This window comes from uncultured Campylobacter sp., from assembly GCF_938045775.1.
Lineage (GTDB): Bacteria > Campylobacterota > Campylobacteria > Campylobacterales > Campylobacteraceae > Campylobacter_B.
Genome location: NZ_CALIBH010000230.1, coordinates 1 through 13,348, shown reverse-complemented (window position 1 = coordinate 13,348; position 13,348 = coordinate 1). Strand labels below are relative to the sequence as shown.

Sequence of the window (13,348 nt, the reverse complement as noted above, 5' to 3'; positions counted from 1 at the left end):
ATAAAATTTTCGCCGAAAACTTAAAGCTTTTTGGCATAGCCGCAAATCTTGGTGCTCTAGATAGTCCGATATGCCGCCCATTCTAGATGGCATATAAATAAGTTCCGTCGCTGCAGCCATAAGCCAAATCGATATCATAAAAGCTTGCTGCGCCTTGCTATCAGCATCAAAAACGCCAATAATTTTATCGCGCTGATTTAAAGCAGGTGATAAGAAGCCATTTAGCATACCTTTTATTTAGCTTCTAGGCTTTTTAGATACTCATATACTCTTTTATCCTCGTTTTTCCTTGCCCAATCCGATGGAGTTACACTTTGGTTATGAGAACATCTAGCTTTTGGATCGGCGCCTCTTTCTACTAGATATTTTACGATTTCTAGACTATGAGAACTTGCCGCATAATTTACCATGGAGCAGCCATCCCTATCCTTTGCTTTAAAATTTCCGCCGTATTTTTCTAAAAGCTTTACGAGCCTAAAACTCTTCTCATCGTCGTGTTGGCTTCCAAATACGCTCATCATCATTGCGCTATCAGTCAGTCTTTTTGCGCACTCTAGCATCGCGCGAAGCGAATTTTCGCTACCTAACATTACCGCCATTTCGATGGGAGTGGTATTTTCATGACCTTTAAAATTCGGATCGCCGCCCATTTCGCAGTATTTTTTAGCATCTTCGGCGTTGTCTGAATATGCCGTTTTGTGAAGCAACGTTTGTATCTCATCTATACTCAAACTCTCTTCAGTCTTAGGCGTAACGAAAAAGTTTTTGTCGTAAATCTCCTTTAATGAATTTGTACCGTAGTATTTACCCGGCTCGTCTTTAAAAATCAAATTTATACCATTTAAATCCGTAAGTTCTATAGAGTCGTTTGTTTTTAAATTTATTATCTTGTTAAAGTTAAAAACTAAATCATCCTTTTTAACCCCGCTATCAAAGATGAAAAAGTGGCTAAACTCGTAAGGAAATTCTTTTTTGTATTCAGGGTTTGACACCGGATTTATCCTAGAATCGCCGATTTCTATCTTATCATGCCCCCATCTTTTGCTGAATATAAATATATTTGTACCCCAGCTTTTTGAAATTTTATCATCGTTCTCGCCCATTACGAAAATATCGTTTCCCCATGGGTCTTCCACATCGCTTCTGCCGCCCGTCAAAATATAGACGTTGTTATTTCCGGGGCAAACTATAGAGTGCCTCGTATCGCTTTCGGCTATAATGATTTCGTCTGCGTTTTGGTTGCAGCGAGAATTTATATCCCAATATATGGTTTTGCTAAAATTTAAACTCACGTCTTCTAATACGGTGGTATCAAATCCTTGCGTCACTAAAATCTTTTTAGGAAAATATCCTTTCGCTTGCCCGTCTTTGATAAATTTTTCCAAGCTTTGAAAGTCGGTTATATTGCCTCCAAAACAGCCGCCGACTACCAAAAACAATATAACGATAAATCTCATACTCGCTCCTCTTTTCGAGATAAAATTTTAAAAATTATACAAAATTTGTAAGCAAAATTTACTAAAAACAGCTCAAATTTAAAAATCAAAAATAAGCGTTTTTATGCTTATAGTAATGGCACTTGGATAGTTATAAATTTTAAGCTGCTCCGATACTTTTAAATTTAAAAAGTTAAATCCATTTTAAACAGAATTTGCGTAAAATCCCATTTCAAAAATGTATTGCGCGAGTGGCGGCAAAGTAAAATTTGCGGTAACTACGGCGTTAAATTAAAAGCACTCGTAACGGCGGAACTAAATAAAATTCGCGGCAGTAGCCCAAGGATGAGATATTCGGCGGCGTGCTGAGCTTAAATCATTCACAGCGACGTAAAGTACGAAGTATGCGCGGCGGCGTAAAATTAAAATTCGCGACGGCTAAATTTAAAGCCACGCGGCGATAAATCGAAACAGCACTCGCATTGCAGCGAGCCGAACATTAAAATTTAAAGGGATAAAATGTATGAAGATTTTCAAAGAGCGAAGCTGCAAGGCGCGCTCGGCCTATTAGTCGCTAGCGCGGCGTATTCTATAAAAGGCGAGATCGCTTATTTGGATTCTCAAATCTTAGTGTGGATTTTTGCCTTCACATTCCTTTACCACGCGCTTAAAAACATCTAAAATATCACGGGCCCGCAGGTTTTTATAATCTTCAAATACGCCTACAGCATTGCGCTTGCGGCGCTATTATATTTTTCAGCCATTTATATACTTAGAAGATGTGATTGTAATAGGCTGCAAATATACGTGCCGTATTTGATTTTTGCAGTTACGGTCGCTTGGATAATTGTAAATTTTAAGTTGCGCGCCGCTACCGGATGCAAGCTTTTTGCCGTATATGCCGCACTACTAATCGCAGATATCGGCGCAGACGTCATCTATAGCATGATGTTCAAAATACCGGCTCCCGCTGCTATAACGATGGGCGTCATAAATTTCATGGAACTGCTAAATTTAATCTTAAATCCATTAGCGTCCGTAGTGCTGCTTCTTGCGTGGCTTAGCATGAAAAACTCCGCCAAAGCAAAAGATATATGGAGCTAAGCAGAGATAAAATTTGCTCGCGTTTATACTCGCGCGGAGTTTAAATTTAGACTGCGCCGGGGCGTTTGCAAAGATAAAATTTCACACTGCTTGCGCTGTTTTGGCAAAGACACGGTCGCTGTTCGTCTGCGCAGTACAAGCTTTGGGCTGTATCGGCGCTATCCTCGATATGAAATTTAAGCAAATGCCATTTTATACGACTATAAGCCCGCTTCGCCGCACTCGTAGCCGAAAATTTTAATCCCCGTATCGCTCTGCTCGTAGCGCAGCGCGGGGATTTTTTGCAGTAGATTTTTTAGCTTTTCCAGATCGTTTTTCCGCCCGCCGTCGAAGGCTCGCGGCACCCACACCCACGCGATCTCGTCGTATGCAAACGAGCCTACAGAAAAGCTTGCTCGCTTTGAGCCCGCCTCCCATTTGATGGAGTTTTTGATAGCATAGAAGTTTGGATAGAGGATTTTTTTGATGATGAAGCATTTACAAAATTTAAAATCCGCGAAAAACTCCGCCCACGTCGCATCCTCGGTAAAATAGCCCTTTGCGCGCAGACGCTTTTTCTCTTTGCGCAGCCTGATCGGCTCATAAAATCGCTGCCAAGCCCTTGCGCAGGCATCCATAAACGCAAGCATGCGGGCGAAGTAAATTTTAAAAAGCGCCTTAAAAAGCTCCATCTACTTCTCGATCTGCGATTTTAGCGATTTATCGATTGCGATCTCGCTGGAGTTTATATCAATCGTCTGAAGCGCCTTGTCCTGGAAGATAAATCCGACCTCCTTTGCGCCGAAGCTCTTGGCGATCGCCTCCAGCGTGTCAGTCGCGGATTTGTGGATCTTGCCGCCAAGATCGTTGATGATTTTTAGCGAGAGCTGCTTGACCTCGTCCTTGGCGTCGTCGATGAGGCGGTTTTTATCGCTCTCGTCAAAGCTCGCGCCGAATAGCCCGTTTAGCGAATCGGGCAACAAAAACGGCAGCAGCTTGGCGTTTTTCTCGTCGTAAATTTTCATATCTTTGATCGAGTATTTGTATTTACATGGCGGCATCTTGATCTCGTAGCGATCCTCGCCCTGCGGCAGTATCGCAAACTCTGGGCTTAGCAGGTCGTAAACAAACTCGATCTCAAACTCGAAGATGATGGCGATCTGCTTTTTCGTCATCAGCGGCGAGACGAGCGAGCCCAGCAGCCCGCTGCCTACGTTTTGCTTGCGCGTGACGATCTCTTTGGAGTAAATTTTAAAAACGCTCAGCTCGCCGATGCTTTTAAGCCGCGTGATATCGGTGGCGATCTGCGGCTTGCTCGCTTGCTCGCCGCTTTTGCGCATCTTAAAAAACATAAAAACCAAGATGCAAAATATCACTAAATTTAGAAGAAAAGCAAAATTTTCCAAATTTCATCCTTTAAAATTTTATCGGTATTTTAGCAAAATACAGCGCCAATTTGTAGTGCAATTGAAATTTTACGATTTTTGCGGCAAGAAATTTTAAAATCAAAGCGTGCGGCGCAGCCGCGACATAAAAATTAGCGCGAGCGTAGCTCGCCCTTTGAGCGTGCCAGGGGTTGGGGGATTTTAAGGGGGAAGGGGAGCGCCTCGCAAGTAGCGCCCCTCCCCCCCCTAAGAGAAAACGCTGCCACGCCCCAAATTCTAGAGGAAAATTCTACATAGAGAAATTTTAAATTTATACAAAATAAAATTCCGTTTAAATTTTAATTCCTGATATATCTTGGGGCGAGAAGGGACCTCCAATTGCGAGGTCACACTTTTCGCGGGCGCCGCCTCCGCAGCACCACACTGCTCTGCTCGCCCACAAGCCCCACCCATCCCCCGACGACGCTTTAAGCGGTGCAGGCTGCGCCTGAGTTAAATTTCAACGTCCATATCCACGGGCTCGATCTGCAGCCCGCGTAGATCCGCGAGATGCTGCACCGCGGCGTCCGTCTCGGCGTTTTTGGGAAGCACGATATGAAAGCCGCGATCAAACGCCAAGAAAAAATTCTCCCCGCCCGCAGCGATTCGATTTAGCGAGCACGCGGCAAATTTCTCGCTTGCGCGCGGCTCGCCTTTTGAAAACGAGATCGTCTCGCCGTCCGCGACGAAGCTCATCTCCGTGCTCGAGTCTTGCGCGAGCTTAGCGGCAGAGAGATGTTTTCTTAGCATGCGGCGGTAAAATTTCGGATAAAAAATAAGCCACGCCGCACCCAAAATAACCGACGCCACGCTCGCAATCGGCGCCGTTTTTAAAAGCCCGTCGATGATGATGCCAACGAGCAAAAACTCAAACGGTATGGCGTAGGTGCTGACTAGGCGCTGCTTGCGCGCCTTTTTGCTGTAAAGCAGCATAAATTTATTGAGATTATCGACGTCGCGATTGGTGATACGTACTTTCATATTTTTCCTTTAATTTTTGCGTAATTGTAGCGAAGCCGCCTTAAATTTGCGTCTATTAACTTCCGTGAGATAAAATCCCGTTTTTAAAGGAGATAGCTTGAAATCTTTATTAAAAATCAATGGATTTTTGCCATTTTTGGCGATTATGTTTATCAACGCAAGCGTCGATCTGGGCCATAAGATCACGATTCAAAACGTCCTTGTCAAAAGCGCCGATTCCGGCGCTCTCATCGCCCTTACCTCGCTTGTAAATTTGCTGATTTTGCTGCCTTACGTTTTTCTTTTTAGCGCCAGCGGCTATCTCAACGACAAATTCTCGCGCACCCGCATTACGCGGATCTGCGCGAAACTCGGCGTCGCGCTTACCGCGCTCATTACGCTCGGATATCTGTGCGGATGGTTTTATTTCGCATTTTTTATGACGATCCTGCTTGCGGCGCAAAGCGCGATCTACTCGCCCGCCAAATACGGCCTGATTAAAAAAATCGTTGGCGCGAAAAATTTAGGCGCGGCAAACGGCCTCGTGCAGGCTCTTACGATCATCGCGATTCTGCTTTCATCACTTGTTTTTTCGGTGATTTTCGAGCTGTTTGCAGCCCGCAGCAGCGACGCGGGCGAGCTGATGAGCTCGGTTTGGTTCATCGGCGTGCTTTTGGTCGCGGGCTCCGTGCTTGAAACATACTACTCATATAAAATTCCATTCTTCGACGCCGCGCAGCCACAGGCGGAATTTAATAAAGACGACTATCTTAAACTTCACTATCTAAGGCAAAATTTAAATTTTGTGCTAAAAGACAAAAACGTCCTGCTCTGCACGCTGGGACTTGCGATGTTTTGGGCGGTCTCGCAGCTCGTGATAGCGACCTTCCCGGCTCACTACAAGAGCCTTAGCGGCAGCGACAACGTAATGGTGATCCAGGTGATCTTAGCTCTTAGTGCGATCGGAATCGCGCTAGGCTCGATCTTTGCGGGCAGCTACTGTAAAAAACATATCGAGCTCGGTATCGTGCCGTTCGGCGCATTCGGGCTCGCGCTCGCGCTAATGGTGTTAGCCAACGCGCACTCGGTATTTTGGCTCGGTACGGCGTCGTTTTTCTTCGGATTTAGCGGCGGAATTTTCATCGTGCCGCTCAACGCCGTTATTCAGTTTTTTACCGCCGACGAGCGCATGGGGCGGGTGCTTGCGGGTTCAAATTTTATTCAAAATATCTTTATGGTGCTGTTTTTGCTCATCGCCATCATCTTGGTGCATTTTGCGGTCGCCAGCGGCGAAATTTTCGTTATGGCTGCTCTTTGCGTGCTCATCTGCGGGATCTTCGGCGCAAAATATCTGCCACAGCTTTTCGTTAGAATTTTACTCATTCCGTTTATGAAATTCGGCTATCAAGTCCACGTAGACGGCATCGAAAATATCCCGCAAAAAGGCGGCGTTCTGCTTTTAGGCAACCATATCAGCTGGATCGATTGGGCGGTGGTGCAGCTTGCCTGCCCGCGCGGGGTGCGCTTCGTAATGCATCGCAGCTACTACGATCTGTGGTATTTGAAGTGGTTTTTTAAAATTTTTCGCGTCATTCCGATCGGAGCGGGCGTGAGCAAAAGCGCGATCGAAAGTATCCGCGAGGCGCTGAATGCAGGCGAAGTGGTCGGGCTCTTCCCCGAGGGCCACATCAGCTACAACGGCCGCATAGACGAGTTTCAGGGTGGATTTGAGCTCGCCGCGCACGATACGAACTCCGTCATCGTGCCTTTTTATATCAGAGGGCTTTGGGGATCGACATTTTCGCGCGCCAGCGAGCATTATAAAAGAACGATTTCGCAAAGCGGCAAAAACGCGCTTCGCGTAAGCTTCGGCGCGCCGATTGAGGCAAATTCCAAGGCGCACGAGGTAAAGCGCGCAGTAACGGAGCTGTCGTTTTTCAGCTGGGGCAAATACCTCGCAAGTCTAAAGCCGCTTGCTTACAACTGGCTAAATCAAGCCAAAAGATCGCCTTTTAAGCGCGTGGCGGTCGATAGCACTGGAGTGAGCTTCACAAATTTAGCGATGATGAGCGCCGTTTTGATACTTCGCAAAAGACTAAAGAGTCGCATAAGCAGCGAGGAAAACGTAGGTATCATTTTGCCTAGCTCGGTCATCGCAAGCGCCGTAAATTTAACTCTTTTTGCGATGGGCAAAACGAGCGTAAATTTAAACTACACGCTAAGCGAGGAAAATTTAATCTACTGCGCGGATAAAGCAAACATCCGCACGATCATCAGCTCGCGCAAATTCGTAGAAAAGCTCAAATCAAAGGGCTTTGATCTGGAAAGCTCGATCGGCGATCGGCTCGTGTATCTTGAAGATCTAAGCGAGGGCACCTCTAAAAACGAGCGCATAGCCTGCGCGCTAAAATCGCTGCTGATGCCTAAAATTTTATTTCGCGCGCTGTATTTTAAGCCGCACGCGATAGATGACGTAGCGACCATTTTATTTAGCAGCGGCAGCGAGGGAAAGCCCAAAGGCGTGGTTCTGACGCATAAAAATATAATGGCGAATGTCCGTCAAATTTCGGAGCTCATAAACGCCACCGAGCACGACGCGATTTTAGCGTCGCTGCCGATCTTTCACTGCTTCGGGCTTACCGTAACGACGCTATTTCCGCTAAACGACGGAATTTTAAGCATCCACGTACCCGATCCTACGGACGCCTTTAGCATCGGCAAGATGAGCGCAAAATACGGCGTTACGATAATGTTCGGTACTTCGACGTTTTTTAGGCTCTACACCAAAAATAAAAGGCTCAATCCGCTTATGCTAGCAAGCATTCGCCTGGCGATTGCGGGCGCGGAGAAGCTAAACGAAAACGTCCGAAAGGAATTTAAGATAAAATTCGGCATCGAAATTTACGAGGGCTACGGCACGACCGAGACTGCACCGGTGGTTAGCGTAAATACGCCGAACGTCCTTGAGCCCGATTTTTTCAAAGAGCTTCACTTCAACCGCGAAAAGAGCGTCGGCTTGCCGCTTGCAGGTACGGTCATAAAGATCACCGATCCCGCCTCGCTGCAACCGCTATCAAACGGGCAGGAGGGTCTTATCTTAATCGGCGGACATCAGGTTATGAAGGAGTACTACGATGAGCCGGCAAAAACCGCCGAGGCGATCGCGCAGATGGACGGCGTGCGCTACTACAAGAGCGGCGACATCGGCTATATCGACGACGATGGGTTTTTATTTATCACCGATCGCCTTTCGCGCTTTGCCAAAATCGGCGGCGAGATGATCAGCCTGGGCGCAGTAGAGAGCGCCGTGGGCGAAATTTTAGGCGAGAGCTCGATCTATTCGTGCGTGAATCTAAAAGACGAGAAAAAGGGCGAAAAGATCGCTCTGCTTTACGTGGGCGAGACGAGCGAGGATGAAATTTCGCGCCGTCTGAAGGACTCCGCGCTAGCGCCGATAATGCAACCAAGCGTCGTGAAAAAGGTGGAGCAAATCCCGGTGCTCGGCAGTGGCAAGGTAAATCTCAAAGCGGTAAAGGATCTGGCGATAGAGCTCGGGCTTTAGGGCAAAATCTAAGTAAAAGGATTTGGTTAGTGCGAGGCTTTAAAACCGCGAAATTCCGGCTATATCGCAGAGTGGTAGAATTTTGGTTGTATCGTAGCGTGGCGAAATTTTGCGGTGCAAAATTTTAATTGATTGAAATTGTATGGTATGAAATTTAAAACTCTAGGAATTGAAAAGCCCGTGCGATAAAAATATGCTGTGAGTGCAAGATGACGGGGCTACTGACGCTGCTCGTCGTTATTGGCTATAAAACAAGAGCGCGACGGCAGAATTTCGCGATGTGGATTTGTGAAGCTGGGGGGGTCTAAGGCGTTAAATTTCAGGCTGCAAAATTCAAAATTGAGAAAAATCTAGCTGCTAAATTTCGATTAATTCAGTTTGTAAAATTACACGCATAAGGCGTCTTAGTAAAATATGGAATTCCGTGCTTAAAATTCCACGCCACGACATAAAAAAGGAATTTTAATCGTGGCAAACAAGCGCGATATATCGACTCAGCCATGAAATTCCGCATTAAAATTTTACGTCGAAACCGCAGACGAAATTCCACAAAATTCTATCGAAATTCTATGAAATTTTACCGAGAATGAAATTCTTTAAATTTCGTAACGGAGCGAATTTTAAAATTCTGCTCCGCTACTCAAGAATTTCGCAGCATACTATCTTGCATAAAATACTGCTAGTGCGTCTTTAGATGTATCATTTTTGCCGGCAGGCTCCTCTTTGCCATCGGATGTTATCTTAAATCCCGACGCCAAATCTACGCTTTTATCGTTATTGACGACGAAATTAAGCTCTATCGTTGCGCTAGACGGCGCTTTTTTATTAGATGCGCCATAACTAGCTTTTAATTGCTCGGGCGTCAATTGTGAATAATACACCGCGTTTTTCAAGAAATCTAATACGCCCGGTAGATATGTCTTATCTTTTTTAGGGTCTTGGTCTTTTAGAATTTCATCCTCTAGCGACTTATCGCAATCGATCAATCCCTTCTGATCTTTGTATTCTATTTTACCTTTTGCTTTTATAGTCTCTTGGAATTTCGCGTCGTTTAGTTTACAAAGCTTGTTGCCTAGCTGAAGCAAGCTATTCCTATCATAAGCTTTACCCCTATAAAACTCCATAGTACTATCCATATTGCTATTTATAGCATCTTTATTATATTTCTCAAGACGTTCTTTGGTCGCTTTCTCGAGTTCGGCATTTATTGCCTCCACATCTATGTCGCACACCATCGTGACGGATTTTAACCCACCGCGATCAGCCTTCGACCACGTGATATTTTTACATCTTTTCGACCCCTCGATCGCCGTGCCTATACTCATAGATTTAAAATCGGGCAAAGTATAGTTTTTGACGAGTTCTATCTCGTCCTCACCGCATCCTGCTAACACCAAAGCCGCCGCTACGGCACCCATCATATATCTGAGCTTCATACTTACTCCTTAAGATTAAAGTAAGGAATACTAGCCCCCCCCCCCGCTTAAAATTTGATTAAATTTGAGGTAAATTTTGAGATTAATTGTTAAGCATTAGCGGAATATTTTAAAATCTCACTAAATTTATCGGCAACAAAATTTTATGTGATAAAAATAGGCTAAATTTTATTTGCCAGTATGATACAAAAAATTACAAGCAGAAAGAAGGTTTAAAATTTTATAGCTTTGTAATTTAGCTAGAGCTTTAATGATAATTCTAATTTGCCGCGAAGTGCACGCTCCACGGCAAATTTAAAGGAGAACTATTTAAAAGATGGGGCGATCTGCGCTATCCATGCCTCGATGCGGCTCTCGGTGAGGTCGCTTTGATTGTCATTGTCTAGCGCGAGGCCAACGAATTTGCCATCCACTACGGCCTTGCTCTCGTCAAATTCATATCCGTCGGTAGGCACTGCGCCTACGATATTTGCACCCGCTTTTTTGAAGTTGTCGTATAGCTCGCGCATTGCGTTGCAGTAGGCGTCGCTGTAGCTTGAGCTATCGCCCATGCCGAAAATCGCGACAGTCTTGCCCGCGACATCAAGGGCTGAGAAATCAAAGCCCGCCCAGTCGTCTTGTAGCTCGCCGTCGTTCCATGTAGAGCTGCCAATGATAAGCGCAGTATATTTATTTAGATCTGCAGGCGCGATGTCCGCAACGTTTTTTAGCTCGTTTTCTATGCCTAGCTTTTCAGAGATCAGCTTCGCGGCGTCCTCGGTATTGCCCATCGAGCTTCCAAAAATAATTCCAACCATTTGGTATCCTTTTAATAAATTTTGTCGGTAAGCTTGTATGGTACTAATTTCATAATGAAATTTCCCTTAAAGCATTCGCTTTTTATCTCGGCGTGGCGGTTAAAATTTTCATTTTTTGGATAGACAAGATACACGGCGTCGAGGTTTGCTCCGCGACAAAGCTCTAGCGCTTTTTTTATATCATTATCATAAATGGCTGGATTTTGAGGTAAAATTTTTTTAAAGCTCGTAACCACGCCTAGGTTAAAACCGCTCTTACGAACTACGATAAGCTCGCCTGATTTGCCCACAAGCTGCAGCTGTGCGCCTGCATTGCGAAGCGCGATTTTGCAAAATACGAAGTTGTGAAACGCATCGTCTCCGTTTAACAACAAGCCTCTGCGCAAACTAACTATCGCACGAGCCAGCTTGTAGCGGGGATTTGCAGCGAGCGCAGGCAGCGGCATGCCACACAGATAAGCAAAGATTATCGCGTTATCCGCTACGCAAAATTTTACGGCAGGCTTGAAACGGTAAATTTTACGAGCCCCGCGCCCAAGTTCGGAAGCGATAAAATTTAAAAATGCCGCTCGAAATTGTATCTCGCCCTGCAAATACTTGGGCGAAATTCTATAGCTCGCATTAACGTTAAAATTATATAGAGCTAGCATCGCCCGCGCTCGCGAAGCCGTATTATAATCCCGCAGCGCCTCTGGCACAATCTCGCGCCCGTTCGCATCAAGGCCAAAAATCTCGCCGCTAAAGAATTGCTTATTAAAAACTTCAGCATTTAAAATTTCATCATCAATAAGCTCATTATTGCGCCGCAGATCCGCTTTTTGGCGTTTTTCGCGTGCTGCGATACCTCGTTTTGACGTGGTAGTATCTTGTAACAAAGCTGATTTTTCATCCGAACGCTTAGCGCAGAAAAAATTCTTTTGCGCGGAGCTAGTGTCGTAAAAAGCTCTTGCTGTAAAATTCCTATTCGCGCCGCCCTTTTGCGCGCTCTTTGCAGCGCACGACTTAGAGGCATTATGATTAAGCGCGCCCGATTTATCGCTTAGAAACTTTTTAAATTTACCGCTAAATTTCTTGCTTTCGGCGTGCGCAAAGCAAGTAGCGTTAAATTTGCTAGAATTTAAAAAATCCTTGAAATTTAGCTCGCCAGCTTCATCGTCGTAAGCATTTGATTGCGACGCAGTGCACGATTTTTTAACCGCTTGCTTGGGCTTGCCGGCACTACTACTTAAATTCCTTGGAATTTTAATCATCTTCGCAAGGCTTGCAACCAAATTCTTGATTTAAATTGAAGACCTTACAGTATTCGCAAAATACGCAACTGACGCTTCTTTTAGCGCATACAAGCGGGATTTTGCGCTTTTTTACTTCGCCTTTGATTTTTTTCATCGTGTTGTGGTTTAAAAAGCTCGTAAGCATCACGACACACTCGGTATCTTGCGGGATCGGCTTACGATTTACGCGATTTTCGTTTCGTGCATCCCAGTGCTCGATATTGCTCGCGCCAAGGTCTTTTAAAACCGCCTTAATGGGCGTAATCTCATCTGCTCCTATAACTAAAACGTTCATTTCATCCCCTTCTATGATTGATAGTCGTTATTATAACAGAGAAAGATTAAATTTAACTGATAATATATATAAAAATTTGAAATTACAAGCCGGAATTTTGCCGGCTCATATTTGATATTTATTCGCTTAAAGCTAGACTTACTGCCGCATCGATGTGGATCTGCGTAGTATCAAATAGCCACGCGGCGGTATCTGCTTGCGATACGAGCAGCCCGATCTCCGTGCAGCCCAGTATCACTCCCTGCGCGCCGCGAGCCCTAAGTCCTTCAATAATCCGTAAAAATTTCTCTTTGGAGTGCGGTAAGATTTTACCAAAGCAAAGCTCATTAAAAATTACTTCGTTTACCGCTTCCATTTCGTCTGCATTTGGCACGAGTACCTCCACGCCGCCATCTATCAAGCGCTGTTTGTAAAAATCCTGCGTCATCGTGTAGATCGTACCGAGCAGCCCTACTTTTTGCACGCCACGTTTTCGCAGCTCATTTAGCGTAGCGTCTGCGATATGCACGAAAGGCACCGAGATAGCGGCTTTTATCGCCTCGTAGCACTTATGCATCGTGTTGGTGCAAAGAAAAATATAATCCGCGCCGCCGCTTTGCAAAATCCGCGCGTGGCTAGCTAGAATTTCGCCCGCCTTGTCCCACTTACCCTCTTTTTGGCACTGCTCGATTTCGTCGAAATTTAAGCTACTTAGCAGAATTTCGCCGCTACTTAGCCCGCCTAGACGCTCGTTAATTTTGCGATTGATCCCATCATAATAGGTAATCGTAGATTCGTAACTCATACCGCCGATTAGTCCGATTTTTTTCATGGATTTTCCTTTTGGAATTTAACGAAATTCCTGGGTCACAAATTCTGCGACCCAGAATTCTAAAAACTAACTACAACACCTAAGCATTCTCGCTCGCGGCGCCCGCAGAGACGACCTCATCGCCGAAATCGGCATTCGCAAGGCGCTTAAGCTGGCGGTAGCGCCTCATCGCGTCGGCTTTGTTTGCCTCATAAAGCTTGCCCGCGTGCTCCGGATCAATCTTTTTAAGCGCGTTGTAGCGCACTTCGTTTAGTAAAAATTCCTCATAAAGGC

Annotated in this window: 13 protein-coding genes; 3 read left to right on the top strand and 10 right to left on the bottom strand. The window is 45.3% G+C overall.

From position 1 onward, the window contains the following. Window positions 1–233: 233 nt before the first annotated feature. Window positions 234–1,457, bottom strand: coding sequence for an ankyrin repeat domain-containing protein (locus tag Q0238_RS09265; RefSeq protein WP_297945444.1), 1,224 nt, complete (start codon window positions 1,455–1,457; stop codon window positions 234–236). A gap of 498 nt (window positions 1,458–1,955) precedes the next feature. Between Q0238_RS09265 and Q0238_RS09260 the strand changes: the two genes are divergently transcribed. Together Q0238_RS09260 and Q0238_RS09255 are read left to right on the top strand one after the other, a co-directional pair. Further along, complete coding sequence (locus Q0238_RS09260) at window positions 1,956–2,117, top strand: hypothetical protein (RefSeq protein ID WP_297945443.1); 162 nt, start codon at window positions 1,956–1,958, stop codon at window positions 2,115–2,117. Between the two features lie 126 nt (window positions 2,118–2,243). Continuing rightward, window positions 2,244–2,540: a hypothetical protein gene (locus tag Q0238_RS09255; RefSeq protein ID WP_297945441.1), complete on the top strand. Its 297-nt coding sequence runs from the start codon at window positions 2,244–2,246 to the stop codon at window positions 2,538–2,540. Window positions 2,541–2,740: 200 nt separating this feature from the next. On the opposite strand, the gene Q0238_RS09250 is transcribed toward Q0238_RS09255, so the two are convergent. The 3 genes from Q0238_RS09250 to Q0238_RS09240 all read right to left on the bottom strand — a co-directional run bounded on the left by Q0238_RS09250 (window position 2,741) and on the right by Q0238_RS09240 (window position 4,924). Then, entirely contained in the window at window positions 2,741–3,211 is a 471-nt protein-coding gene (locus Q0238_RS09250; RefSeq protein ID WP_297945439.1) for a hypothetical protein, read from the bottom strand. Further along, entirely contained in the window at window positions 3,212–3,925 is a 714-nt protein-coding gene (locus tag Q0238_RS09245; RefSeq protein WP_297945437.1) for a DUF4230 domain-containing protein, read from the bottom strand. A 471-nt stretch (window positions 3,926–4,396) separates the two neighbouring features. Beyond that, a complete protein-coding gene (locus Q0238_RS09240) occupies window positions 4,397–4,924 on the bottom strand; it encodes a hypothetical protein (RefSeq protein ID WP_297945434.1) in 528 nt (175 codons plus the stop codon). Between the two features lie 97 nt (window positions 4,925–5,021). On the opposite strand from Q0238_RS09240, the gene Q0238_RS09235 reads away from it, so the two are divergent. Next, window positions 5,022–8,465 (top strand): acyl-[ACP]--phospholipid O-acyltransferase, encoded by a 3,444-nt coding sequence (locus tag Q0238_RS09235; protein WP_297945432.1) that lies wholly within the window; start codon window positions 5,022–5,024, stop codon window positions 8,463–8,465. A 659-nt stretch (window positions 8,466–9,124) separates the two neighbouring features. Here the strand turns inward: Q0238_RS09235 and Q0238_RS09230 are convergent. From Q0238_RS09230 to Q0238_RS09205, 6 genes are all read right to left on the bottom strand, one after another. Next, window positions 9,125–9,901, bottom strand: a complete 777-nt coding sequence (locus tag Q0238_RS09230; RefSeq protein WP_297945430.1) for a hypothetical protein — start codon at window positions 9,899–9,901, stop codon at window positions 9,125–9,127. 305 nt (window positions 9,902–10,206) lie between these two features. Continuing rightward, complete coding sequence (gene fldA / locus Q0238_RS09225) at window positions 10,207–10,698, bottom strand: flavodoxin FldA (protein ID WP_297945429.1); 492 nt, start codon at window positions 10,696–10,698, stop codon at window positions 10,207–10,209. 11 nt (window positions 10,699–10,709) lie between these two features. Then, entirely contained in the window at window positions 10,710–11,948 is a 1,239-nt protein-coding gene (locus Q0238_RS09220) for a hypothetical protein (RefSeq protein ID WP_297945427.1), read from the bottom strand. Next, on the bottom strand, window positions 11,941–12,264 hold the full coding sequence (locus Q0238_RS09215) for a DUF2325 domain-containing protein (protein WP_297945424.1): 324 nt from the start codon (window positions 12,262–12,264) through the stop codon (window positions 11,941–11,943). The genes Q0238_RS09220 and Q0238_RS09215 overlap by 8 nt, the downstream gene beginning before the upstream one ends. Before the next feature lie 118 nt (window positions 12,265–12,382). Beyond that, window positions 12,383–13,075, bottom strand: a complete 693-nt coding sequence (locus tag Q0238_RS09210) for an aspartate/glutamate racemase family protein (protein ID WP_297945422.1) — start codon at window positions 13,073–13,075, stop codon at window positions 12,383–12,385. Window positions 13,076–13,154: 79 nt separating this feature from the next. Beyond that, the coding region (locus Q0238_RS09205) for a hypothetical protein (RefSeq protein WP_297945420.1) at window positions 13,155–13,348 on the bottom strand (194 nt) is incomplete at its 5' end.